This is a genomic window from Plantactinospora sp. ZYX-F-223 (assembly GCF_039649625.1).
In the GTDB taxonomy this organism is placed as follows: Bacteria; Actinomycetota; Actinomycetes; order Mycobacteriales; family Micromonosporaceae; genus Plantactinospora.
Window position 1 is genome coordinate 124,624 of sequence record NZ_JBDJAV010000021.1, and the last position, 24,828, is coordinate 149,451.

The 24,828-nt window shown below is 72.1% G+C and carries 20 protein-coding genes and 1 pseudogene; 10 read left to right on the top strand and 11 right to left on the bottom strand.

The window, feature by feature from the left end; genetic code table 11:
• Positions 1–147: 147 nt before the first annotated feature.
• Complete coding sequence (kynU, locus tag AAH979_RS22030) at positions 148–1,428, bottom strand: kynureninase (protein WP_346260003.1); 1,281 nt, start codon at positions 1,426–1,428, stop codon at positions 148–150.
• A gap of 101 nt (positions 1,429–1,529) precedes the next feature.
• Positions 1,530–2,432: a tryptophan 2,3-dioxygenase family protein gene (locus tag AAH979_RS22035; protein WP_346260034.1), complete on the bottom strand. Its 903-nt coding sequence runs from the start codon at positions 2,430–2,432 to the stop codon at positions 1,530–1,532.
• A gap of 180 nt (positions 2,433–2,612) precedes the next feature.
• On the opposite strand from AAH979_RS22035, the gene AAH979_RS22040 reads away from it, so the two are divergent.
• The 3 genes from AAH979_RS22040 to AAH979_RS22050 all read left to right on the top strand — a co-directional run bounded on the left by AAH979_RS22040 (position 2,613) and on the right by AAH979_RS22050 (position 4,581).
• Entirely contained in the window at positions 2,613–3,065 is a 453-nt protein-coding gene (locus AAH979_RS22040) for an Lrp/AsnC family transcriptional regulator (protein ID WP_346260004.1), read from the top strand.
• Positions 3,066–3,217: 152 nt separating this feature from the next.
• Complete coding sequence (locus AAH979_RS22045) at positions 3,218–3,739, top strand: hypothetical protein (RefSeq protein WP_346260005.1); 522 nt, start codon at positions 3,218–3,220, stop codon at positions 3,737–3,739.
• A 14-nt stretch (positions 3,740–3,753) separates the two neighbouring features.
• A complete protein-coding gene (locus AAH979_RS22050) occupies positions 3,754–4,581 on the top strand; it encodes a class F sortase (protein ID WP_346260006.1) in 828 nt (275 codons plus the stop codon).
• Positions 4,582–4,695: 114 nt separating this feature from the next.
• Here AAH979_RS22050 and AAH979_RS22055 read toward each other — a convergent pair whose 3' ends face one another.
• Positions 4,696–5,229, bottom strand: coding sequence for an HNH endonuclease (locus AAH979_RS22055; RefSeq protein ID WP_203861391.1), 534 nt, complete (start codon positions 5,227–5,229; stop codon positions 4,696–4,698).
• Positions 5,230–5,609: 380 nt separating this feature from the next.
• Here AAH979_RS22055 and AAH979_RS22060 point away from each other — a divergent pair, with 380 nt between their 5' ends.
• The 3 genes from AAH979_RS22060 to AAH979_RS22070 all read left to right on the top strand — a co-directional run bounded on the left by AAH979_RS22060 (position 5,610) and on the right by AAH979_RS22070 (position 8,905).
• Entirely contained in the window at positions 5,610–6,629 is a 1,020-nt protein-coding gene (locus tag AAH979_RS22060) for a mechanosensitive ion channel family protein (protein WP_346260035.1), read from the top strand.
• A 376-nt stretch (positions 6,630–7,005) separates the two neighbouring features.
• The gene (locus AAH979_RS22065; RefSeq protein WP_346260007.1) at positions 7,006–8,382 is read left to right on the top strand and encodes an MFS transporter; all 1,377 of its coding nucleotides are present in this window, start codon (positions 7,006–7,008) and stop codon (positions 8,380–8,382) included.
• A gap of 91 nt (positions 8,383–8,473) precedes the next feature.
• Positions 8,474–8,905, top strand: a complete 432-nt coding sequence (locus AAH979_RS22070) for a globin (RefSeq protein ID WP_346260008.1) — start codon at positions 8,474–8,476, stop codon at positions 8,903–8,905.
• Between the two features lie 25 nt (positions 8,906–8,930).
• Here the strand turns inward: AAH979_RS22070 and AAH979_RS22075 are convergent, their stop codons facing one another.
• The 4 genes from AAH979_RS22075 to ettA form a co-directional block, all read right to left on the bottom strand.
• Entirely contained in the window at positions 8,931–9,554 is a 624-nt protein-coding gene (locus AAH979_RS22075) for a YbjN domain-containing protein (RefSeq protein ID WP_346260009.1), read from the bottom strand.
• A 131-nt stretch (positions 9,555–9,685) separates the two neighbouring features.
• Positions 9,686–10,444, bottom strand: coding sequence for a hypothetical protein (locus tag AAH979_RS22080; protein WP_346260010.1), 759 nt, complete (start codon positions 10,442–10,444; stop codon positions 9,686–9,688).
• A gap of 47 nt (positions 10,445–10,491) precedes the next feature.
• A complete protein-coding gene (locus AAH979_RS22085) occupies positions 10,492–10,995 on the bottom strand; it encodes a thioesterase family protein (RefSeq protein WP_346260011.1) in 504 nt (167 codons plus the stop codon).
• Positions 10,988–12,664, bottom strand: coding sequence for an energy-dependent translational throttle protein EttA (gene ettA, locus AAH979_RS22090; RefSeq protein WP_346260012.1), 1,677 nt, complete (start codon positions 12,662–12,664; stop codon positions 10,988–10,990). Before ettA ends, AAH979_RS22085 begins: the two co-directional genes overlap by 8 nt.
• Before the next feature lie 330 nt (positions 12,665–12,994).
• Here ettA and AAH979_RS22095 point away from each other — a divergent pair, with 330 nt between their 5' ends.
• Positions 12,995–14,395 carry a trehalose-6-phosphate synthase gene (locus AAH979_RS22095; protein ID WP_101367673.1) on the top strand — a complete coding sequence of 467 codons (1,401 nt, stop codon included), beginning with the start codon at positions 12,995–12,997 and terminating at the stop codon, positions 14,393–14,395.
• An 11-nt stretch (positions 14,396–14,406) separates the two neighbouring features.
• Positions 14,407–17,001 (top strand): trehalose-phosphatase, encoded by a 2,595-nt coding sequence (gene otsB / locus AAH979_RS22100; protein WP_346260036.1) that lies wholly within the window; start codon positions 14,407–14,409, stop codon positions 16,999–17,001.
• A gap of 121 nt (positions 17,002–17,122) precedes the next feature.
• Here the strand turns inward: otsB and AAH979_RS22105 are convergent, their stop codons facing one another.
• From AAH979_RS22105 to cobC, 4 genes and pseudogenes are all read right to left on the bottom strand, one after another.
• Positions 17,123–18,346: a WD40 repeat domain-containing protein gene (locus AAH979_RS22105; protein WP_346260013.1), complete on the bottom strand. Its 1,224-nt coding sequence runs from the start codon at positions 18,344–18,346 to the stop codon at positions 17,123–17,125.
• Between the two features lie 213 nt (positions 18,347–18,559).
• On the bottom strand, positions 18,560–20,074 hold the full coding sequence (gene cobA, locus AAH979_RS22110; RefSeq protein WP_346260014.1) for a uroporphyrinogen-III C-methyltransferase: 1,515 nt from the start codon (positions 20,072–20,074) through the stop codon (positions 18,560–18,562).
• A 2-nt stretch (positions 20,075–20,076) separates the two neighbouring features.
• Positions 20,077–21,159 (bottom strand): nicotinate-nucleotide--dimethylbenzimidazole phosphoribosyltransferase, encoded by a 1,083-nt coding sequence (cobT, locus tag AAH979_RS22115; protein ID WP_346260015.1) that lies wholly within the window; start codon positions 21,157–21,159, stop codon positions 20,077–20,079.
• Positions 21,159–22,256, bottom strand: a pseudogene (cobC, locus tag AAH979_RS22120) (Rv2231c family pyridoxal phosphate-dependent protein CobC); the annotation flags it as partial. The gene cobT and the pseudogene cobC, both read right to left, overlap by 1 nt.
• Here cobC and AAH979_RS22125 point away from each other — a divergent pair.
• Both AAH979_RS22125 and AAH979_RS22130 read left to right on the top strand, forming a co-directional pair.
• Positions 22,179–22,649: a hypothetical protein gene (locus AAH979_RS22125; protein WP_346260037.1), complete on the top strand. Its 471-nt coding sequence runs from the start codon at positions 22,179–22,181 to the stop codon at positions 22,647–22,649. The pseudogene cobC and the gene AAH979_RS22125 overlap by 78 nt on opposite strands.
• Positions 22,646–24,811: a transglycosylase domain-containing protein gene (locus AAH979_RS22130; protein WP_346260016.1), complete on the top strand. Its 2,166-nt coding sequence runs from the start codon at positions 22,646–22,648 to the stop codon at positions 24,809–24,811. The genes AAH979_RS22125 and AAH979_RS22130 overlap by 4 nt, the downstream gene beginning before the upstream one ends.
• Positions 24,812–24,828 lie beyond the last annotated feature (17 nt).

Sequence of the window (24,828 nt, forward strand, 5' to 3'; positions counted from 1 at the left end):
TCGGCGCAGGAGACGACCTTGTCCACCCGACCGACCCGGTCGCCGTTCACGGTATCGGAAACCGACGCCCACCAGTTCTCGGGGTGCCGATCCGGCCCGCTCGCGGTCGCCCGGGGCCTGGCCGGGCGGGCTGGCGGACGGTCGGGATCACGCCTCGTCAACGAGCCGAGCCAGCGCCTCGGCCGCGCGCCAGCAGTCGTGGTACGTCGAGTAGAGCGGGACCGGGGCCAGCCGGATCACGTCCGGCTCCCGGTCGTCGACGAGTACCCCGTACTCCTGGGACAGCCGCTTGGTCAGCGCGGCGGCCCCGCCCCGGCCGATCCGCACGGAGAGCTGACAGCCGCGCCGGGTCGGCTCGCGCGGGGTGAGCACGGTGAGCGGCCGGCTCGGGGTGAGCTGGTCGAGCAGTCCTTCGAGGTAGCCGGTCAACCGCTCGCTGCGGGCCCGCAGCGCGGGCATTCCGACCTGCTCGAAGATGGCCAGGGCGCTGCGCATCGGCGCCATCGCCAGCACCGGCGGGTTGGAGATCAGCCAGGCCTCCACGGTGGCCGGTGGCCGGGAGACCGGGGCCATCTCGAACCGGGTCGCCTCGTCAGTGCCCCACCAGCCCTCGAACCGGTCGACCGCCGGGTCGCCGAGGTGCCGCTCGTGCACGAACGCCCCGGCCAACGCCCCCGGACCGGAGTTCAGGTATTTGTAGGTGCACCAGGCGGCGAAGTCCACGTCCCAGTCGTGCAGCGCCAGCGGCACGTTGCCGGCCGCGTGCGCGAGGTCCCAGCCGACCAGGGCGCCGGCCCGGTGCCCCGCCCGGGTGATCTCCGGGATGTCCATCAGCTCGCCGGTCAGGTAGTTGACCCCGCCGAGCAGGACCAGCGCCACCCGCTGCCCCTCCCGGTCGAGGTAGTCGACCACGTCCTCGGTACGCAGGGTCTCCTCGCCCGGGCGGGGACGCAGCCGGACGACGGTCTCGTCCGGGTCCAACCCGTGGTGCCGGGCCTGGCTGCGCACCGCGTAGCTGTCCGACGGGAAGGCGGCGTCCTCGATCAGGATCCGGTCGCGCCCCGGCGTCGGTCGGTAGAACGACACCATCAGCAGGTGCAGGTTGACCGTCAGCGAGTTCATCACCACGGTCTCGGCCGGCAGCGCACCGACCACCGACGCGCTCGGCCCGGTGAGTGAGCGGTAGGACGGTACCCAGGGCCGGTCACCCGCGAAGTGGCCGGAGACCCCGAGCCGGGCCCAGGTCTCCAGCTCGGCGTCGAGATCGGCCCGGGCGGCCCGGGGTTGCAGTCCGAGGGAGTTGCCGACCAGGTAGGCAGTCTCGGCGTACCGGCCGCCCTCGGCCGGTGGCACGTGGAACAGGTGCCGGTGACCGGGGTCGGCCTCGTCGCGGCGCCGGGCCGCCTCCTCCTGCTCCGGGGTGGTCATCCGCTCATCACTCCTCTGTCGCTCGCCCTCGGCACCCGGGGCGGTACTCCTCGGTCGCTCGCTCCCGCACGCCCCGGGGGCGGTAACGGTAACGGCCCGCGCTACATGTCCGTCCGGGCGGCCCACAGCTCGGGGAAGACCTCCCGAGCCATGCTCCGGCGCAGCCAGGCCGCGCCGGCCGACCCCCCGGTGCCGACCTTCGCGCCCATGGTCCGGCGTACCGCCTTGAGGTGCTGGTGGCGCCAGTCGTCGAACTGCTCGGCGATCTCCACCAGAGTCTCACCCAGTTGTCGCAGGTGGTTGTCCGGCCCGGTGTCGGCGTAGATCTCCACCCAGGCGGCGGTCAGCTCGGCGCTCGGCTCGGCCTCGGCGGAGAAGTCCCGGTGCAGCAGCGCCTCCGGCAGCGCGAAGCCCCGGCGGGCCAGCAGGGCGGTCACCTCGTCCCAGAGGCTCGGCGCCCGGAGCGTCTCGACCAGGTCGGCGTAGACCCTCGGCTGCCGGTGGAACGGCCGGACCAGGGTGGCGGACTTCAGCCCGAGCAGGAACTCCAACTGCCGGTACATCGCGGACTGGAACCCGGAGCCCTCACCGAGCAGGTTGCGGAACCGGTTGAAGTCCGCCGGGGTCATCCAGCGCAGCCCCCGCCAGGCCGCGTTCAGCCCCTCCAGGTGCAGGGCGGCCCGGTGCAGCGGGGCCAGCGCGGCCCAGAGGTCGTCGGCGCGCAGCCGCTGCCGCGCCTCGCGCAGCTCGAAGCAGGTCAGCCCGAAGTACAGCTCCATGATCTGGCTGACCATCAGGAACGACATCTCACCGGGATCCCGGCTCAGCGGCTGCTGGAGGCGGTGCAGCGTACTCGCGTGCACGTACGCGTCGTACGGCGTCCGCTCGACCGGTTCCAGGGTGGGCTCGCCACCGTTGGCCGCCGCCCGGGCGGCCCGCTGCGCGGCGTTCGCCGGGCGTACCCGGGGTCGGCCGGGTCGCCGCTGCCGCTGGGTCCTCTCCACCGTCGCCTCCGTTCCGTTACGCGCTACCGTCATGATCTCTCCGCCCCGCCGCCGAACGGAATGCCGGACCAACGGCGGTACCAGGCCAGATCCGGCGGTTGTGTGGTTCGGCGCCGGAGTGGCTTAACGTTTGAAAGGTCGATCCGGGATTCGCGATCATGTCACGGAGAGTGAGCGGTTATGGACGAGATGGACTGGGCACTGCTGCGGGAGCTCCAGGCCGACGCCCGGCTCTCGTTCAGCGAACTCTCCCGCCGGGTCCACCTCTCCCCGCCGGCCGTCGCCGAACGGGTCCGCCGGCTGGAGGAATCCGGCGTGGTGACCGGGTACCACGCGCACGTCGACCTGGCCCGCGCCGGCCGGAACGTGGTCGCGATGATCCGGATGTCCTGTTACGGGGCACGGTGCATCCTCCGGGACCCGGAGGTGCCGGACTGGCCGGAGATCCTGGAGATACACCGGATCACCGGGGACGCCTGCAGCATGCTCAAGGTCGCGGCCGAGTCGATCGAGGCGTTCGAGCAGGTCATCGACCGTCTCGCCCCGTACGGGCAGCCGTCGAGCACGATGGTGCTCTCCAGCCCGCTGGACTGGCACCCGGTGCTCCCGATTCCACCGGCGTCAAGCGGCTGACCAGGGCGTTCGTCCGGTTGTCGGCCCACCCGGGAGCGTGTGCGCGGCGGGTCGGTGGGAACACGTTCCCCGACGGGACGGGTCGGGCACCCGACCGCGCGGCGGACGCGACGGGTGCCCGGCCGACGGATGCACCGCCGGGGAGGGAAGTCATGCTCACTGCCAAGGTCGTCGGCCGTACGATCGCCGCTGGCGTCACCGTCGCCGCCCTGGTCCCCGGGCCGCTGCTCGGGAACGTGAGCGCGGTACAGGCCGGGCCGAACACCTTCGTGGAGGTCACCCCGAACACCGCCCAGGCGGGTAGCCGGGTCAACATCCGGGCGAGCTGCGACGGCGCGAACAACCAGCAGGCGACGGTGCACTCGGACGCGTTCGGTCGGGTGATCGTACGCCCCGACAACGGCTTCCTCACCGCGTCGGTGACGATTCCGGGCAGCAAGGCGCCGGGGGCGTACGCGGTCAACCTGAGCTGCCAGCAGAACGGCAACAACGCGACCACCACGCTGACCGTGGTGAACATGAGTCAGGGCAGCCAGGGGCCGGCCGCTGGTGGCGGCGGTACGGCCGGCGGCCCGGGCGGGGTGCTGATGATCGCCGGTGGTCTCGGCATCGTCGTGCTCGCGATCGGGTTCGGGGTGGCCGGCCGGCGGCGGCGTACCGAACCGAGTAGCTGACCTGCGGACCGGGCATGTTCCGCTTCCCCGCGGGCGATGGCACGTGGCGGGGTCGGACCGGCCGGTGGTGGGCGCGTACCGGCCGGTGGCGGCGCCGCACGGCCCGGCTCGCCCGGCAGGCCACCGCGGCGAGTATCACCAGCCCGGATCCGGCCGACGGCACCCCGCCAGGCACCCTGGACGCCGCACCGCCCCGGCCGGCCCGGCGGACGAGCCGGCGCCGGTGGGCCCGCCGCCCCGGGCCGGTACCCGTGATCACCCTGCTGCTGGGCCTGCTCGTCACCCTGTTCGGGGTGCAGAGCGTCACCGGGATCACCCTGCTGCCCAGCGGAATGCCGTTCGGCGCTCCGGCGCCGCCCCGGAAGTTTCCGGTGCTGGAGTCGAGCCCGCCGGTCGGGATCGGCATCCGGTCGCTCGACCTGACCGCACCGGTCCATCCGGTCGGCGTCGCTCCGGACGGCACCATCGAGGTACCGGCGTCGGACCGGCGCGACGAGGCCGGCTGGTACAGCCAGAGCCCGACCCCGGGCCAGTACGGACCGTCGGTGATCGTCGGTCACGTCGACACCCGGACCGGGCCGGCCGTCTTCCACGACCTGGCCGGGCTGCGCCCCGGCGCCAAGATCGAGGTCGACCGGGAGGACGAGTCGGTGGCGGTCTTCGAGGTCAACTCCGTCAAGCGGTTCAACAAGTCGGAGCTGCCGGTCGACCGGGTCTACGGCGACTTCAGCCGGCCGTCGCTCCGGCTGATCACCTGCGGCGGCCGCTGGGTCGGCGGCTCCACCGGGTACGCCGACAACGTCATCGTCTTCGCGTCCCTGGTCTCGGCCCGGCACACCTGAGCCCCGCGCCGCACCTGCCGCACCGGCGGCCAGCCCCGTCGCACGTCGCCACCCTGCCGCACCGTCGGCCGGCGTCGTCGCGGCGGTCGTCCGCCAGCGGCAACGTTCGCCGACTCAGGCCGCCTCGGCCTCGCGCAGGTCCAGCCAGTCCGCCCAGCGCGGGTCCGGCGCCCGGTGGCCGAGCACCCGCCACGCGATGCCCTTCGGCGCGGCCGGCAGCGAGTGCAGCCGCCAGCCCAGTTCCGCCGGGGTCTTGTCGCCCTTGGTGTGGTTGCACTTGGCGCAGGCCGCGACGACGTTCTCCCAGGCGTGCCGGCCACCCCGACTGCGCGGGAAGACGTGGTCGATGGTCTCGGCCGGGCCCCGGCAGTAGACGCAGCGCCAGTTGTCCCGGGCGAAGATGGCCCGGCGGGAGAGCCCCACGTGTGTCCGGTACGGCACCCGGACGAACCGGGTCAGCCGGACCACCGACGGCACCGGCAGGGAGTTGCGGGCGCTGTGCAGGATCCCCTCCCCGTCCGCCACGCAGACGGCCTTGGCGGAGAGAACCAGGATGGCGGCTCGACGCACTGAAACGACACACAGCGGCTCATAGGTCGCATTGAGCACCAACGCTCCGGAGCCCACCGTGGGTCGTATGTCAGGCATCGCGCTCACCCTCTCGGTTGTTTCTCGTCCGCTCCCTCGCCCGCCCGGTGCCGGCCCCACCCCCGGTGCCGGTCGGCAGCAGGCACCGACCGCCGCCAAGACCACGGCCGACGCCGGCAGATCACCGGCGTCCGTGCGCCAATAGTCCCCGATAGCTGGCGCGATTGCACGTACTAATCCGGGGTCCCGCAGAAAGCTCTCACGTCCCGTGGCAAGATGACCGGTTCCGTCCCGTCACCCCGTCCGACGGCGCCGCGGACGCCAGCCGCGGGAGGGGGCGTCCGCCACCTGCCGGCGGGTCGGCCGAGACCGCCGGACACCGGTACGGTACGAAGGCAGTCGTGAACCCCGCGACGCTGATCACTGCCGCCGTGCTCGGAATGCCGCAGCCGGAGACGCCGGAGCCCAAGCCGAGTTGCCTGGACAACCCCGTCTGCGACCAGGTCTGGCGGGTGACCAAGTCGGCGTGGTTCGCCGAGGGGAGCAACCTCTTCCTGATCAAGCCGGCCACGATCGTGCTGATCCTGCTGGTGGCGATCCTGCTCCGCTTCCTGCTGCACCGGACCATCAACCGGCTGGTGCGGAGCACCTCGGAGAGCCGGATCCCCGCGGTGCTCCGGCCGCTGCGCGAGCGGATCCCCAGCGCCGCGCCCGACCCGCAGGCGGTCGTACCGGAACGGCGCCGGCAGCGGGCCGAGGCGATCGGCTCGGTGCTGCGCAGCATGACCACGGCGGTGGTCTTCGCGATCGCCGTGCTACAGATCCTCAGCGAGCTCAGCTTCGACCTGGCCCCGCTGCTGGCCAGTGCCGGCATCGCCGGCCTGGCCCTCGGGTTCGGCGCCCAGACGCTGGTCAAGGACCTGCTGGCCGGGCTCTTCATGCTGCTGGAGGACCAGTACGGGGTCGGTGACACGGTGGACCTCGGCGAGGCGACCGGGGTGGTCGAGGCGGTCGGCCTGCGGATCACCACCGTCCGGGACGCCCGGGGGGTGGTGTGGTACATCCGCAACGGCGAGATCATCCGGGTCGGCAACAAGAGCCAGGGCTGGGCGATGGTCGTGGTGGACATGCCGATCGGCTTCGCCCGCACCGAGGAGGCCACCGCGGTGCTGCGGACCGCCGCCGCCTCGGTCGCGGTCGACCCGGAGCTGGCGCCGGAGCTGGTGGAGCCGCCCGAGGTGGTCGGGGTCGAGCAGATCACCGTGGACGGGTCGGTGATCCGGACGATCGCCAAGACCACCGCCGAGGGGCAACTCCCGGTCTCCCGGGAGCTGCGCCGCCGGCTGGCCGAGGCGCTGGACAACTCCGGCATCACCGCCGGCATCGCGGCCACCAGGATGTTCCCCCGGCCGTCGACCCCGCCGGCCGACGGGGAGACCGGCCAGGGTGGAGCGACCTGAGCCGCCGGATGTTTCGCCACCCAGCGCGATCGGCCGGTCGGCGGAGCGCGACCCGGCGCCCCGCCGAGCGGCGGAGCCACCGCCGTACGGGTCGGCGCCGGGTACGCCGGACGGTGCCGTAGACGTACCGGACGGCCCCGGTGGGGGGCCGGCTGTCAGGGGTCGCGTACCGAGCGGGCGGTCGGGTATCGTCCGTTCGACCAGTCGGAGATGCGACGATCTATCCGTTCGCCCTAGCCAGTCGTCATACGATCGGGCAGAATCCAGAACTAGCTCCCTCCCGGAGCGTGACGAAGACCTTGCTGATCCGAACGTCTGACGTTCCCGGCAGCCCCATCACATTTGGTCAGCGGTCGAGAACGATGGAGGCCCACCGGTGTCCGAAGAGACACACACTCCCGAGCGGCCGGCAACCTTTCGGGAAGTGTTCGCCCAGCGTGAATACCGGGCGGTCTTCGCGGCCACCGTACTGACCTGGACCGGCGACTATCTCGCCAAGGCCGCCGTCACGCTGTTGGTCTACCAGCAGAGCGAGTCCGTCGCCCTCTCGGCGGCCGCCTTCGCCACCAGCTACCTGCCGTGGCTGATCGGCGGTCCGCTGCTCACCACCCTCGCCGACCGGTACCCGTACCGGACGGTCATGGTGATCTGCGATCTCGTCCGGCTGCCGCTGTACGCGGCCATCGCGATCGACGGGCTGGAGACGCCGGTCATCCTGGCGCTGCTCTTCGCGGCGACCCTGGCGAATCCGCCCAGCCAGGCGGCCCGGTCCGCGATGCTTCCCCTGCTGCTCACCGGGGACCGGCTGGTCGTCGCGCTCTCCCTGCACGGCAGCACGGCACAGGCGGCACAGGTCTTCGGCTACGCGGCCGGGGCCGGCATCGCCCTCTACAGCCCGGCCCTGGCCCTGCTGCTCAACGCCGCCGCCTTCGGCCTCTCCGCGTTGATCATCTGGTTCGGCGTCCAGCACCGGCCCGCCGTGCCGCCCGAGCAGGGCCGGCGGAACCTGCTCCGGGAGACCGGCGCCGGCTTCGCCCTGGTGTTCGGCACTCCGGTGCTGCGAGCCATCGCGATCATGGTGTTCTGCGCGATGCTGTTCGCGATCGTGCCCGAGGGGCTGGCCGCGGCCTGGGCCACCAAGTTCGCGGGTGCGGGCGCCGACCGGAGCGCCACCCAGGCACTGATCATGGTCGCCGCACCGGCCGGTTTCATCCTCGGTGGCCTGCTGGTCGGCCGGGGCCTCCGGCCGGACCTGCGCCGATCCCTGGTGCGGCCGTTCGCGGTGCTCGCCCCGCTGGCCCTGGTGCCCGCCCTGTTCGACCCACCGCCGGTGGTGGTCGCGCTGCTGGCGGCGGTCGCCGGCTTCGCGGTCGCCGGGCTGATGCCGGTGACGAACGGGCTGTTCGTACTCGCCCTGCCGCACGGCTATCGGGCCCGGGCGAACGGCGTGATGAACACCGGCGTACAGGTGATGCAAGGCGTGGCGGTACTCGCCACCGGCCTGCTGGCCGAGCGGTTCACCATCCCCCGAGTGGTGGGGCTGTGGAGCGCCGCCGGAGTGCTGCTGATGCTGTTGCTGGCCCTGCGCTGGCCGCAGGCCGAGCGGTTCGACGCGGCGATCGCGGAGGCCCGGCGCCGATCCGCCGACCGGGAGGCGGCGGTCGGGCCGACCAGGCCGGGGCAGCGGCCGGCGCGTACCTCCCCGCCCAACCCCCGGCCGCCCTCCTCCGAGGCCGGCATCGGCGCCGTCTGAGCCGCCGCACCGGCTGCGGTGTGAGCGAGCCCGCACCGGGGGCACGGCTCCGGCTGCGGTCGATAGCCGAGCCGGATGGCAGGATGGAGCGGTGAATCCCGCAGGTGAGCGAGAGCAGACCCGCCCGTCGCCGACCTTCTACTCCGAGATCGGCGGCGAACCGACCTTCCGGAGACTGGTCGACGAGTTCTACGCGGGCGTCGCCACCGATCCGGTGCTCCGCCCGATGTACCCGGAGGCGGACCTCGGCCCGGCGGCGGAACGGCTCACGCTCTTCCTGATCCAGTACTGGGGCGGCCCGAACACCTACTCGGCGCAGCGCGGCCATCCCAGGCTCCGGATGCGGCACGCGCCGTTCCGGGTCGGGCCGGTCGAGCGGGACGCCTGGCTGCGGCACATGCGGCGGGCCGTGGACCGGCTGGAGCTGTCGCCGGAGCAGCACGAGACCCTGTGGCAGTACCTCGAACGGGCCGCGTACTTCATGGTCAACACCATGGACGAGACACCCGGGCCGGCGCAGTGAGCGGTGGCCCTGGCGGGGACGCTCCCTAGAGCAGCGCGCCCTCGTCGTGCAGCCAGTCGACGAAGGTGGTCGCCACCGCGGCTCCACAGTCCAGCATCTCGACGAGCAGGGCGTCGTGCGCGCCGGCGCTCAACGGCACCTGCAACTCGGCGTAGATGGGTAGCTGGCCGCGTTCGGTGGGGTCACCGACGTACGCCTTGCAGAACCGGCGGGTGTGGTTCCACTCGTTGACCACCCGGTAGGCCCGGTCGGCCCAGTCCGGCGGGACCGTGGAGTGTGGACGCGCCCGCATGACGAGGATCTCGTCGTCCGGCCCCTCCAGGGCGAACAGCACGGCGTGCCGCTCCCACATGGCCAGCAGGCTGCCGTCGCCGTCGGCGAGATAACGCACGTCGAGCAGGTCCAGCGCGTCGCCGACCCGACGGAGCGTCACCGGCGCGATCACCGGGGGGATCTCCCTGATCGAAGCCCGATCCCCGGGCCGGGAGTCCCGGTCGCCGGCCCTGGTCTCGGGTTCCGGCCGGGAGTCGTGTTCCGGCTCCCGGGGCGCCGGCGGCCCGACCCGGACGGCACCGTCCGACGGGATCCTGCTTCGAGTTTCCGGCTCGCCGCCACCGGCGTGGCCGGGGCGCCATGACCACCACGGCATCGCTTGAGCACCTCACTCCCCAGCGGATCCACATGCCTACGTTGCGTTGGATCCGAGGCCCGACGGTACCCGTACAGCCGGCTCGAAGCACCCCCCCAACTGCAGCCCCAGGACGGATGGACCATGCCTCATCAACCGTTCGGGTGATCACGCGCCGGTTTTATCGCAAGCTGGCTGACTTTCTGTGACCATGCCACTCCGAATGGTGCAGCCAATCCGACCCAACGACCCATGATCCGCACCTGTACGGCATCCTGCCCGGGCGGGCCGGAGGAACCGAGAAAGCCCATCCGGACGATGGCCTGGACCAGCCGTTGAGAGACCTCGATTCGGCCGGCGTCACGTATCGGGTCGGTGCCGGCGGCACCGCGGTCGGGTACCGGATCGGTGCTCGACGGGGGCCCGGTCACCACCACCGCGACGTGGTCGAGCAGGGCGTCCCGGACCGCGCGCTGGCCCACCGCCCGGCCGGCGACGCCCCCACTGGCCGCGCCCCGCAGGGTGTCCGCCGCCGCGGCCGCGATCCGGCGCAGCTCGGCACCGGCGATCGTCTCCAGCACCGTGCCGGGCCCACCGGGCACCGGCCACCGCCAGTCGGCGTCCCGGCGCCGCGGCAGCGCCGCACCACCTCGGCCGAGTTCGGCCAGCAGCTCGGCGGCGGAGACCGTGGCATCGCCGGGACCGGCCCCGGCGACCACCCGGCCGACCAGCACGCCCCAGGGCAGCCGGGCCCAGAGCACGGTCCGGTCCGGGCCGCCGGCCGCCGCGCCGGGAGCCCCGGAGCGGAGCCGGACCACCGCACCCGGGTCGAGCCGGGTCAGCCGGGCCAGAAAGGCACCGGCGTCCGGCCGGCCGGAGAGCCCGTGCCCGTTCCCGTTCCCGGGCGCCACTCCCGCACCACCGGTAACCTTCCCCGCACCGGGCACCGTGTCGCTCCCTACGCCGGCTTGTCCCGGGCCGCCGGCTCGACCAGATAGCGCCGGAGGAACTCCTGCTCCTCGTCGGTCAGCCGGCGGGGCCGCTGCCGCTCCAGGTCGAACGGCACCAGTACCGACCGGGCCCGGCTGGCCAGCACCGTACGGTCGAACAGCTCGTAGCCGATGGTGAACCGGGACTGCCGCAGATCCTCGACCCACATCTCGATGTGCACCGTCGGGGCGCTCTCGGCGGTGGCCGGATCGAGCGTGTACTCGACCGGGCGCAGGTAGTCGATCTCGTGCCGGTAGATCACCACGCCGTCGGCGAACGAGCCGACTCCCCAGGCCCGACCGCCGGCGAACATCAGCGCCACCCGGGCCTCCTCGTAGAGGGTGAGGAAGCGGGCATTGTTGACGTGCCCGTACGCGTCCAGGTCGGACCAGCGCAGCGTGCAGTCGTAGCCGAACCGCCGGCTGTCGAGCTGCTCCGCCTGCGCCGGCCGGGCCTGCACCGGACTAGTCACGGGTGAGCTTGCGGTAGGTGACCCGGTGTGGCCGGGCCGCCTCGGCGCCGAGCCGGTCGATCTTGTTCTTCTCGTACGCCTCGAAGTTGCCCTCGAACCAGAACCACTTCGACGGGTCCTCGTCGTCGCCCTCCCAGGCCAGGATGTGCGTCGCCACCCGGTCCAGGAACATCCGGTCGTGCGAGATGACCACGGCGCAGCCGGGGAACTCCAGCAGCGCGTTCTCCAGCGAGGAGAGGGTCTCCACGTCCAGGTCGTTGGTGGGCTCGTCGAGCAGGATGACGTTGCCGCCGATCTTGAGGGTCAGCGCCAGGTTGAGCCGGTTGCGCTCGCCGCCGGAGAGCACCTTGGTCGGCTTCTGCTGGTCCGGACCCTTGAACCCGAAGGCCGCCACGTACGCCCGGGAGGGCATCTCGACCTTGCCCACCATCAGGTGGTCCAGCCCGTCCGAGACGACCTCCCAGACGGTCTTGTCGCCGGCCAACCCCTGCCGGTTCTGGTCGACGTACGACAGCTTGACCGTCTCACCGACCTTGACCGAGCCGGCGGTCGGCTGCTCCAACCCGACGATCGTCTTGAACAGCGTGGTCTTGCCGACGCCGTTCGGACCGATGATGCCGACGATGCCGTTGCGGGGCAGCGAGAAGCTCAGGTCCTCGATCAGCACCCGCTCCCCGAATGCCTTGCGCAGCCCGTGCGCCTCGATCACCGTGCTGCCCAGCCGCGGGCCCGGCGGGATCTGGATCTCCTCGAAGTCCAGCTTCCGGGTCTTCTCGGCCTCGTTGGCCATCTCCTCGTAGCGGTCCAGCCGGGCCTTGGACTTGGTCTGCCGGGCCTTGGCGTTGGACCGGACCCACTCCAGTTCCTCGCTGAGCCGCTTCTTCATCTTGGCGTCGCGGCGGCCCTCGACGGCCAGCCGGGCGGCCTTCTTCTCCAGGTAGGTGGAGTAGTTGCCCTCGTAGCCGACGGCCCGGCCGCGGTCGAGTTCGAGGATCCAGCCGGCCACGTTGTCGAGGAAGTACCGGTCGTGGGTGATCGCCATGACCGTGCCGGCGTACTTGGCGAGGTGCTGCTCCAGCCACTGCACGCTCTCCGCGTCCAGGTGGTTGGTCGGCTCGTCCAGCAGCAGCAGGTCGGGCGCTTCCAGCAGCAGCTTGCAGAGCGCGACCCGGCGCCGCTCACCGCCGGAGAGCTGGGTGACGTCGGCGTCCGGCGGCGGGCAGCGCAGCGCGTCCATCGCCAGTTCGAGCTTGGAGTCGACGTCCCAGGCGTCGGCGTGGTCCAACTCCTCCTGGAGCTGCCCCATCTCGGCCATCAGCTCGTCGGAGTAGTCGGTGGCCATCTGCTCGGCGATCTTGTTGAACCGCTCCAGCTTGGCCTTGGTCTCCGCCACCGCCTCCTCGATGTTGCCGAGCACGGTCTTGGCGTCGTTGAGCGGCGGCTCCTGGGCGAGCAGCCCGACGGTGTAGCCGGGCATCAGCCGGGCCTCGCCGTTGCTCGGCCGGTCCAGGCCCGCCATGATCTTGAGCAGGCTGGACTTGCCGGCGCCGTTCGGACCGACCACACCGATCTTGGCCCCCGGCAGGAAGCTCAGCGTCACGTTGTCCAGCACGACCTTGTCGCCGTGCGCCTTGCGCGCCTTCTCCAGGACGTAGATGTACTGGGCCACGGTGCGGCCTACCTCCCACGGATGTGATGTCCCCGGATGCCGTGTATACGACCGACCACGACGTCGGGCTTGCTGTGGACCGCGGTGTCGGGTCACGCCGGCCACGCGGTGCGGCGGAAACGCCATCGTCAATCCTGACAGGTCCGGCCCGCCCCGCCCACATCACCCTCCACCGGAGCCTCCGCCGGGCAGGTCGGGTGGCCATGATCACCTTTGGGTTTCTCCGTCGCGTCCCGGAGGGCAGTACTTGTGGCACTGGGGGTTAGGCACCGCAGCTACGCTCAGTACGCTCAGCGGTGGACACCCGTCATCACCGGAGGTGCACTGATTGTGACCGTACGTAGCTCGTTCGTGGTCGTTGCGAATCGCCTGCCGGTCGACGAGGTGACCACCCCCGAGGGACGCCAGTGGCGGCGTAGCCCGGGGGGACTGGTCACCGCCCTGCATCCGGTGCTCGCCCAACACCAGGGCACCTGGGTCGGCTGGGCCGGCGGAGTGGGCGCCGCGCCGGAGCCGTTCGACCTGGAGGGGATCCGGCTGCACCCGGTGCCACTGAGCGCCGAGGAACTCGAACGCTACTACGAGGGCCAGTCCAACGCCACGATCTGGCCGCTCTACCACGACGCGGTGGAGACTCCGGCCTACAAGCGCCGCTGGCGCGAGGCGTACCGGCTGGTGAACGCCCGGTTCGCCGAGGCCGCGGCCGAGGTGGCCGCCGAGGGGGCGACGGTCTGGGTACAGGACTACCAGCTTCAGCTCGTGCCGGCGATGCTCCGCGAACTCCGGCCCGACCTGCGGATCGGCTTCTTCCTGCACATCCCGTTCCCGCCGATCGAACTCTTCATGCAGATGCCGCTGCGCGCCGAGGTGCTGCGCGGGCTGCTCGGCGCCGACCTGGTCGGCTTCCAGCAGCGGTTGGCGGCGCAGAACTTCGTCCGGCTGGCCCGGCACCTGCTCGGCCTGCGCTACGAGGGCCAGATGATCCAGGTGGACGGCCGGCAGGTCAAGGCCGGCGCGTTCCCCATCTCGATCGACGTCGCCGAGATGGAGCGGATGGCCGTCGACCCGGCGGTGCAGGCCCGAGCCAAGCAGATCCGCACCGAGCTCGGCGACCCGAAGACGGTGATCCTCGGGGTGGACCGGCTCGACTACACCAAGGGGATCGAGCTTCGACTCAAGGCGTTCCGCGAGTTGCTGTCTGACGGAAAGTTGACAGTTCCGGACGCGGTTATGGTGCAGGTTGCTACGCCAAGTCGGGAACGGGTGGAGCACTACCAGGCACTCCGGGTCAAGGTGGAACGCGAAGTTGGTCGAATTAATGGCGAATTCGGCCGGGTCGGTGTACCGGCCGTCCACTACCTCCATCAGTCGTACAGTCGCAGTGAACTGGCCGCGCTCTACTGCGCGGCCGACGTGATGATGGTGACCCCGCTGCGAGACGGAATGAATCTGGTGGCCAAGGAGTACGTAGCAACGCGCGCCGACTCGGGCGGCGCCCTCGTGCTCAGTGAGTTTGCCGGCGCCGCCACCGAGCTGCGCCAGGCATTCCTCTGTAACCCGCACGATCCGGACGGAGTCAAGGACGCGCTGCTGCGCGCGGTCCACGTGGACAAGGTCGAGGCCCGGCGCCGCATGCGCATCATGCAGCGCCACCTGCGTACCCACGACGTCGGACACTGGGCCCGGTCCTTCCTCAACGAGTTGGGTGTACCCGAGACGGAGGACGAGTGAAGTCCGGCTCCCTGCTCGACGGGGGTCCCCGCACCCTCGACTCGATCGACCCCGAACTGCGGGCCGCGATCGGCCGGATCGCCCGGGTACCACAGCTTCTGGTCGCCTGCGACTACGACGGCACGCTCGCGCCGATCGTGGAGGACCCGACCAGGGCGGTGCCGCTGCCCGAGTCGGTCGCCGCCGTACGCGCGCTGGCCGCCCTGCCGCAGACCACCGTCGCCGTGGTCTCCGGGCGGGCCCTGCGCGACCTGGCCACCCTCTCCCGGCTGCCCAGCGAGGTGCACCTGGTGGGCAGCCACGGTTCCGAGTTCGATATCGGTTTCGTGGAGCGGCTCTCCCCCGAGCTGATCGAGGTACGCACCCGGCTCCGCAACGAGCTGCGCCAGATCGTCGCCGGCCGGGCCCGGGTGCGCCTGGAGACCAAGCCGGCCAGCATCGCGGTACACACCCGGGGCGCCGACCCGGAGCTGGCCGCCGAGGTGATCGCGGCGGTGGACGCCGGCCCCGCCGTCTGGCCGGACGTCACCGTGACCCGGGGCAAGGAGGTGATCGAGCTGTCGGTGATCCCGACCAACAAGGGCACCGCGCTCGAACAGCTCCGTACCCAGCTCTCGGCGAGCGCGGCGCTCTTCCTCGGCGACGACGTCACCGACGAGAACGCCTTCGCCAAGCTGCACGGGCCGGACGTCGGCATCAAGATCGGTCCGGGCGAGACCCGGGCCGCGTTCCGGATCGACGAGCCGGTCGACGCCGCCCGGGTGCTCGGACTGCTGCTGGAGGTACGCCGGAACTGGCTCTTCGGCGAGCGGGCGGTACCGATCGAGCGACACTCGATGCTGGCCAACGGGCGTACCGTCGCCCTCGTCACCCCGGAGGCGAGCCTGAGCTGGCTCTGCCACCCCAAGCCCGACTCGCCGGCCATCTTCGCCGACCTGGTCGGCGGCAACCCGGCCGGCTACTTCAGCATCGCCCCGGAACGCGGCGGCCTGCCGCTCGGCCAGCGCTACCGGCCCGGCACGATGACCGTGGAGACCCGTTGGCCCGGGCTGACCGTCACCGACTGGCTGGACCGGCCGTCCACCGACGGCGTGCCGAGCGGCTCGGCGGTGATCAGCGGCGACTCCACCCTGATCCGGGTGCTCAGCGGCGCCGGCCGGGTCCGGCTGGACTTCGCACCCCGCCCCGAGTTCGGCCAGGTCGCGGTGCAGCTCCAGCCGCTCGGCGACGGGCTGCTGGTGCTCGGTTCCAACGAGCCGATCGCGCTCTACTCCCCCGGCGTCGAGTGGGAGATCGTGAACGACGGCGGATACGAGACCGCCCGGGCGGTGGTCGACCTGGCCGCCGCCGGTGGCCAGATCACCTGCGAACTGCGGTTCGGCTCGCACAGCCTGGACCACCACCGGGTGCCGGTGCACGAGCGGCAGGCGATGGCCGAGCAGCCGTGGCGGGACTGGGTCGCCGGGCTGCGGCTGCCCACCTCCGCCCGCGACCTGGTCGGGCGGAGCGCGCTGACCCTGCGCGGCCTGGTGCACGAGGCCAGCGGCTCGATCCTGGCCGCCGCCACCACCTCGCTGCCGGAGGAGCTGGGCGGGGTACGCAACTGGGACTACCGGTACTGCTGGCTGCGGGACGCCGCGATGACCGCGCGGGCGCTGGTCGACCTCGGCTCGCTGAGCGAGGCCGAGGGCTTCCTGCGCTGGGTCGACGGCTGTGTCGAACGCACCGGCGGGCATCCGGAGCGGCTGCACCCGCTCTACACGGTCGACGGCTACGAACTCGGCGCCGAGGCGGTCATCGACACCCTGCCCGGGTACGCCGGCTCCCGGCCGGTCCGGGTCGGCAACCTCGCCAACCACCAGCTCCAGCTCGACGTCTTCGGGCCGATCGCCGACCTGCTGGCGGCCGTCGCCGACCTGCGCGGCGAGGTACGCGACACCGAGTGGCGGGTGCTGGAGAACATGGTCGAGGCGGTCGCCCGGCGCTGGCACGAGCCCGACCACGGGCTCTGGGAGGCCCGGCTGCCACCCCGGCACCACGTCTACTCCAAGGTGATGTGCTGGATGACCGTGGACCGGGCGCTGCACGTGGTGCGGCGGCACGGCGACGGCGACCGGCCGGAGTGGGTCGAGCTGCGTGACCGGATCGGGCACAACGTGCTGGAGTTCGGCTGGCACTCCGGGGCCGGCGCCTACACGGTGGCGTACGGGGACGAGGAGATGGACGCCTCCTCGCTCTGGATCGGCCTGTCGGGGCTGCTGCCCGACGACGACCCCCGGTTCCTGGCCACCGTGCTGAAGGTCGAGGCCGACCTGCGCAGCGGTCCGGTGGTCTACCGCTACCGGTGGGACGACGGGCTGCCGGGCCGGGAGGGCGGCTTCCACATCTGCACGGCCTGGCTGATCGAGGCGTACCTGCGTACCGGTCGGCGGTCCGACGCCGAGGAACTGTTCACCCAGATGGTGGACACGGCCGGCCCGACCGGCCTGCTTCCGGAGCAGTACGACCCGATCTCCGAGCGCGGCCTGGGCAACCACCCGCAGGCATACAGCCACCTCGGCCTGATCCGCTGCGCCCTCCTGCTGGACGACATGGTCAAGTCCTGACCGGTACGCCGCTGCCGTGGACCGCGCGGAGTCGCGTCCACGGCAGCGGCGGCGTGGTCGTCCGGCGAGCGCCGGCCGACCGCTCGGTTTTCGTGAAACGGCTCAGAGTTTGTGGAACGGCTCAGAGTTTGTGGACGGTGATGCGGCGGCCATCGGAGCCCGCGGCCACCAGGCTCCCGTCGTCGGAAAAGGCGAGATCGTGGAACCACTGATTCCGCCATCCGCCATTGCCCCGCAGCCGTACTCCGCTCGGCTCCCGGTCGGCGGCCGTGAACAGGTCGACGGTCTCACAGCCGGTTGCCAGGAACCTGCCGTCGGCAGAATAGCGCCAGAGATGGAGCGGGGACCATTCGGACCGATCCTCATCGGGAAATGTCCAGGCCAGGTCTCCCGACTCCAGGGAAATAGCGCGCAGCCCCGCTGAGACGTCCCCGATCAGCAGCGTCTCGGATGGATCAAAGTCAATATTGCCGAAGTGGTCGGAGACGGGAATCCGCTGTACCAGCCGCCGCCGGTCAACGTCCCAGATCTCTAGCTCGTGCGGCTTGTCCAGCGTCCCGCGATCGACTCGGAACAGCGCCAGTCGGCGTCCAGAGGATGAAAGTGCGCCGGCCCCGTAGTGGGTCGGTGATTCGGTCGACACCTCGAACAGGGTCGCACCCCCGGCATCGACCACCCGGGCACGACCGCTCAAGGAGCCGGTATTGCTCAGCCAGCCGGTGTACTCCATCAGCAGCAGGCGCCGGTGGGACCCGTCGAAACCGTGCCGGGCGGAACCCACGGCGAATCCGTCCTGGCAACTGACCAGGAGCCGACTTGCGCCGGTGGCCAGGTCCAGCCGCCAAACCTCCTTTTCCAACAGGTAGACGACACCCGAGCCGTCATGTTCGAAGTACGTGGCGTGCACCTTGGAACGGTGCCGCACCCCGCTTCCGGGGATGGAATGCACCAGGCGCCGGAGGCCGGTCGCGACATCGATCAGACAGATCTCGGTCGCGGATTCGTCCCGGAGCCCGATGACGGCAAGCAGGGTGCCGCCATCCGGATGCAGATCGACGCCGTGCAGATAACGGTTCGGGCCGACCAGGCACTCCAGCACCGCCTCACCCGGCGCCACGGCGTCCCGTTCACGGACGATCACGAACCCGCGCCCCAGCCGCTTGTCGACCTCAGCCGCCAGGGCGTCCCGGGCGCCATCCTCGGTGTAGAAATCAACGGCGCTCTCCCGGGCCTTGCCGCTGCCGGCCCAACTCGCCCTGGTCAGCCGCGATCCGACACGCCCCAACCGGCAGTATTTGCGCTTCACCGGATCAGGAAAGGTCAACAGAATCTGATCTTCAGGCACGCAGCGATGCTAACCACTACGTACGACGGAGACGACGACAGTCGCCGGCCCGCCCCCCTTCGGCGCTTCGGGCCGGGGCGGGGCAGGGCGGATCCGCGAGCCTGGGAGGGTCAGGACGGCAGGCTCACCGTGGCCGGGGTGCTCTCGTGATTGGGCAGCAGTTGTCCGACCGAGTGGTACGTTCGGTCAGTCTGATCGACGCGTGACGATACTTCAATCGTTCGGGGTGGCGGAGCTGCCGGTGCTGGCCGGAACTCCGGCCAGCGTGGTTGCCACGTCGCCGAAGACCACCACCGCCGGGGGGCGGAAACCGGCCGCGAGCGCCTCCGCCGCGACCGCGTCCAGGGTCGACCGGAGCACCCGCTGACCGTCGGTCGTACCCTCCTGCACGACTGCGGCAGGAGTGCTCGCCGACCGTCCGTGTGCCCGCAGCGCGGCGGCGATCGCCGGCAGGTTGTTCAGCCCCATCAGCACGACCAGGGTGCCGCGCAGCCGGGCCAGCACCGACCAGTCGACCAGGGAGTCGGGATGCTCCGGCGGGAGGTGCCCGGAGACCACCGTGAACTCGTGCGCCACGCCCCGGTGGGTCACCGGGATGCCGGCCGCCGCCGGAGCCGCGACCGAACTGGTCACCCCGGGGACCACGGTCACCGGTATCCCGGCGGCCGCACAGGCCAGCGCCTCCTCGCCACCTCGACCGAAGACGTACGGGTCGCCGCCCTTGAGGCGGACCACCCGGGCGCCGGCCAGGGCCCGGTCCACCAGTACCCGGTTGATCTCCTCCTGCGCGGCGGCCGGCCCGTGCGGGATCTTGGTGGCATCCACCAGCTCGACCTCGGGCCGCAACTCGTCGAGGAGCAGCCCGGGGACCAGCCGGTCGGCGACCACCACGTCGGCCTCGGCGAGCAGCCGCCGGCCGCGGACCGTGATCAGTTCGGGGTCGCCGGGACCCGCGCCGACCAGCGCGACCCGCCCGACAGGCCGTTCCGGCCGACCGGTGGAGACCGCCGTGTCCGCCGCCAGGCCGTCGGCGCCGGTCCGCTCCGGCGGCACGCCGGTGCCGCCACTGTGGCCGCTGTCATCACTGTCGCCACTGTGACCGGCGGTGCCGGGGGCGCCGGGGGCGCCGGTGCCGGGGACGCCGGCAACCGTGCCGCCCGGCCCGCCGCCGTCACCGTCCCGCACACTGCCGTTCAGCGTGCTCCCCTCCACCGGTGCGGCGCCGTCGGGCGCGGACCCGTCCGGTGGGGGCAGCAGCGGCGGCTCCGCCGCGACACCGGAGAGCGATCCGGCGATCAACTGCTCCCGGATCGCGTCCCTGACCGCCACGGCCCGACGCGGGTCACCCCCGCCGAGCACGGCGACGGTGAGCGGGCCGTACCGGGTGACCGCCGGGGTCCAGGCGGTCGCGGCGTCGCGGTCGTCGGCGCGTACGCAGAAGATCTGCCGGTCGAGCGCGGCGGCGCTGACCGCCTCGGCGGCGGCCGGATCGTCCACGGCCACCTGCACCAGCCAGGCCCCGTCGAGGTCGCCCGGCGCGAACTCCCGGGCGACCCACTCCACCCGGCCCGCGTCGACGTGTGCCCGCAGCGCCGGGGTCAGCTCGGGGGCGACCACCACCACCCGGGCCTCCGCGTCCAGCAGCGCCGGCACCCGCCGGGTCGCCACCGCCCCGCCACCGACCACCAGCACCCGCCGGCCGGCGAGCCGCAGCGCAAGCGGATACATGATCATTTCTCCGACACTCCCGCCGCGTCGAACGTGGCCACCTCGTGCAGTACCCGCACCGCGCTGGCGACCACCGGATAGGCAAGCAGGGCGCCGGTGCCCTCGCCGAGCCGTAGGCCCAGATCGATTATCGGCAGCAGGCCGAGCCGGTCCAACCCGGCGGTCGCGCCCGGCTCGGCCGAGCGGTGCCCGGCGACCATCGCGCCGACCGCGTCCGGGGCGAAGGCGGCCGCCGCGAGCGCGGCGGCGACCGCACTCACCCCGTCCAGCAGCACCGGGACACGCCGTGCGGCACCGCCCAGGACGAAGCCGGCCAGCGCCGCGTGCTCCAGCCCGCCGACCGCGGCCAGCACCCCGAGCGGATCGGCCGGATCGGGTACGTGCCGGGCCAGCGCCGCCCGCACCACAGCCACCTTCCGGGAGTACGTGGCGTCGTCGATCCCGGTGCCCCGTCCGGTCGCCTCGGCCGGGTCGATTCCGGTGAAGGCGGCGATCAGCGCGGCGGCTGCCGTGGTGTTGCCGATCCCCATGTCCCCGGTGACCAGGATCCCGGCGCCGGAGTCGAGCAGTTCGTGTGCCACCCGAACGCCGGTCTCGACCGCGCTGCGTGCCTCGTCCCGGGTCAGGGCGGGTTGCACGCTCATGTCCCGGCTGCCGGCCCGGACCTTCGCGCTGACCAGCCGGGGAGCCGGCCGCGCCGACCGCTGCGCCGGCACCACCGGCCGAGCCAGCGGGGTGGCCACCCCGACGTCGACCACGGTCACCGTGGCGCCGGTCTGCCCGGCGAACGCGTTCACCACCGCGCCACCGGCCAGGAAGTTGGCCACCATCTGCGCGGTGACCTCCTGCGGCCACGGGGTCACCCCCTGGGCGTGCACCCCGTGGTCGGCCGCGAAGATCGCCACCGCGGCGGGCTCGGGCAGCGGCGGTGGACAGGCGCCGGCCAGCCCGGCCAGCCGGATCGAGAGTTCCTCCAGGGCGCCCAGCGAACCGGCCGGCTTGGTCAGCCTGGCGTGCAGGTCGTGAGCCGCGGCCATGGCCGCCTCGTCGAGGGGACCGATCTCGGCGAGGGTGGCGTCCAACATTATTCCTCCAGGATTCCGGCCAGCGCGGCCACGAACAGGTCGGTGGTGGCAGTGTCCCGTACCGCGAGGCGCAGCCAGTCGGGGCCCAGCCCCGGAAAGGTGTCTCCCCGGCGTACCGCGAAACCCCGGTCGCGCAGGGCCAGCCGTACCCGCGCCGCCCCGGGCAGGTGCACCAGGACGAACGCGCTGGCCGGGGTGCCCGCGACGCGTACCCCGGGCAGCTCGCCGAGCCGCCGGACCAGGTACGCCCGCTCGACGGCGAGCCGCGCGGCGATCCGGCGCTCCGCCTCGACCGCACCGGGCGTGGCGCAGGCCGCCGCCGCAGCGAGCGCGGGGGTCGAGACCGCCCAGAGCGGTTGTACCGCCGCCAACCGCCCGACCAGCTCGGCCGGAGCGAGCAGGTAGCCGATGCGGAGTCCGGCCAGCCCCCAGGTCTTGGTGAGGCTCCGCACGACGACCAGCCCCGGCAGGTCGCGCCGGCTCGCCAGGGACTCGGGTTCGGCTGCTCCCCCGGCCGCTCCTCCGGAGCCGATCCCGACACGTCCGGCCCCGGCGGGCCCGGTGTCGATGCCGATGGTGGAGTCGGCGAACGCCTCGTCGACGACCAGTACCCGGCCGGGGCGGGCCAGGCCGGCCAGGACGTCAGCCGGGTGGAGTACCGAGGTGGGGTTGGTCGGGTTGCCCACGAAGACCAGGTCGGCGTCGGCCGGTACCCGGTCGGGGTCCAGCCGGAAGCCGGTCTCCGCCGGCAGCAGCACCCGCTCGACCCGGTGTCCTGCCGCCCGCAGCGCCGCCTCCGGCTCGGTGAACTGGGGATGCACGACCACCGGTCGGCGCGCGCCGCGCAGTGCCTGGGCGAGCAGCACGAACCCCTCGGCGGCCCCGGCGGTCAGCAGCACCTCGTCGACCGCCCGGCGGTGCCGGGCGGCGACGGCGGCCCGGGCCGGGGCCGGGTCGGGATAGGCGGTCAGCGTCTCCAGCGAGGCGACGATCGGTTCCCGCAACCAGGCCGGCATCGGGTGCCGCTGGACGTTGACCGCGAGATCCACCAGACCGGGAGCGAGTTCGACGTCGCCGTGGTGGCCGAGATCGGGCTCGTGCCGGCCGAGCTGGTCAGGCTCGTGCCGGCCGAGCTGGTCGGGCCCGTGCCGGCCGAGCTGGTCGGGCCCGTGCCGGCCGAGCTGATCGGGCCCGTGCCGGCCGAGCTGATCGGGCCCGTGCCGGCCGAGCTGATCGGGCCCGTGCCGGCCGAGCTGATCGGGCCGGTGCTGGTCGAGCTCGTCGGGCCCTCGCGGGCCGGGATCGGGCCCGACGGATGGCGGTGCGGCTGCGGGCCGAGGCATGGGCATGATCCTGCCGGGCGGCCGGCGGCGGCGGCCAGCGGGCGCCCCGGAACGGATCGGGAATGGTCGAACCGGCGGTCCGAAGGCTCGCACATTCGCGAATCTTTATCATGTTTTACCGAGATTTATCCTAGCTTGGAAACGTGACCAACCCCACCACCCGCCCTGCCCCTGGTCGACTCGTACCCCTGCTCCGTGCCGGCCTGATCGCCGGCGTGGTCGTCGCGGCGGCGCTGTTCCCGTTCGTCGCGGTCGGTGGGCTGGCCGCCAAGGCCGGCGCCGACCTGGTGGAGAAGACCCCGGCCGATCTGCTCGCCTCGGCGCCGGCACAGACCAGCTACGTCTACGCGGCCGACGGGACGACCCTGATTACCACCTTCTACGAGGAACACCGGCGGTACGTGCCGCTCTCCCAGATGTCGCCGTACATCCAGCAGGCGATCGTGGCCTCGGAGGACTCCCGGTTCTACGAGCACAACGGGGTCGACCCCAAGGGCGTGCTCCGGGCGTTCGTCGCCAACCAGCAGGCCGGCGGGGTGTCCCAGGGCGCCTCCACGCTGACCATGCAGTACGTCCGGATGGCCCTGCGGGACAGCGCCAAGACCCCGATTGAGGCGCGGCAGGCCACCGAGCAGACGCCGCTGCGCAAGCTCCGCGAGATGCGACTCGCCCTCGACCTGGAGAAGGAGACGACAAAGTCGCAGATCCTGGAGCGCTACCTCAACTCGGCCTACTTCGGCCACCGGGCGTACGGCATCTACTCGGCGTCGGAGATCTTTTTCTCCAAGTTGCCGAAGGACCTCACCCCGGTCGAGGCGGCCACCCTCGCCGGGCTGGTGAAGGCGCCGACCACGTACGACCCGGCCAGCTCGGACCGGAAGGCCGCCACCGACCGGCGCAACTACGTACTCGACCGGATGCAGGCGATGGGCTACCTGTCCCCGCAGGCCACGGCGGCGGCGAAGGCCGAACCGATCCAGCTCCGCCTCAGCAACCCGCCGAACGACTGCATGTCGGTGCCGGAGGAGCACAACAGCTGGGGCTTCTTCTGCGACTACCTGAAGGCCTGGTGGGCCGCACAGCCGGCGTTCGGCAGCAACTCCCTGGAGCGCCTCGACAAGCTGCGCCGGGGCGGCTACACCATCGTCACCAGCCTGGACCCGAAGATTCAGGAGGTCGCCGACGAGCAGGTACAGGCCGGAGAGTCCAACGGCAGCCCGTACGGACACGGCCTGGTCGCGGTCGAACCCGGCACCGGGTACGTCAAGTCGATGGCGGTGAACCGGACCTACTCGCTGGACCAGGACGAGAACGGCCCGCACTCCGACCCGAGCAAGCGCACCCGGATGAAGGGCAACTACCCGAACACCGTGGTCCCGCTGCTCGGTGGCGGCGACCTCCCCGGCTACCAGGCCGGATCGACGTTCAAGATGTTCACCATGCTCGCCGCGCTGGACGCCGGGCTGCCGCTCAGCACGGCGTTCAACTCACCGCACCGGTTCGTCTCGATCTACCCGGACGGCAGCGGTGGCCCGACTGACTGCGGCGGCTACTGGTGCCCGTCGAACGCCAGCGGGGCGATGAGTGGCCACCAGACCATGTGGTCCGGCTTCGGCAAGTCGGTCAACACGTACTTCGTCTGGCTGGAGCAGAAGGTCGGCGCCGAGAACGTGGTCCGGCTGGCCGAACGGTTGGGCCTACAGTGGCGTACCGACATCGACAAGCGGCAGGCGTCGCCGAGCCAGGCGAACAAGTGGGGCTCGTTCACCCTCGGGGTCTCCGACGTCACCCCGCTGGAGATGGCCAACGCGTACGCCACGGTCGCCGCCGAGGGACGGTTCTGCGAGGCGCTGCCGGTCACCTCGATCGTCGGGCCGGACGGCACCCCGGCGACGTACCGGACCGGGGCCGGGATGGATCTGGAGATCGCGCTCCCCCGGTGCAGCCAGGAGGTCGGCGCCGACGCGGCCCGGGCCGCCACCGACGCCGCCCGGTGCCCGACCGGGGACACCCCGGCCCGGGGCTCCTGCGGCGGCTGGTCCACCGCCGACCGGGTCCGGGGCATCGTCGGTCGGCCGGTGGCCGGCAAGACGGGTACCACCGACAGCGACCGGGCCGCCTGGTTCGTCGGCTTCACCCCTGAACTGGCCGCCGCGAGCTTCCTCTCCGACCCGGACAGCCCGATGAACCCGGTCGGTTCGGGCCCGGCGAACAAGCCGATCGACGCGGTCGCCGGATTCCTGAAGGGCGCGCTGAAGGATCAGCCGGTACGCCAGTTCAATCCGCCCTCCGCGGAGATGACCGGTTGACCGGGCGAGGGCGCACA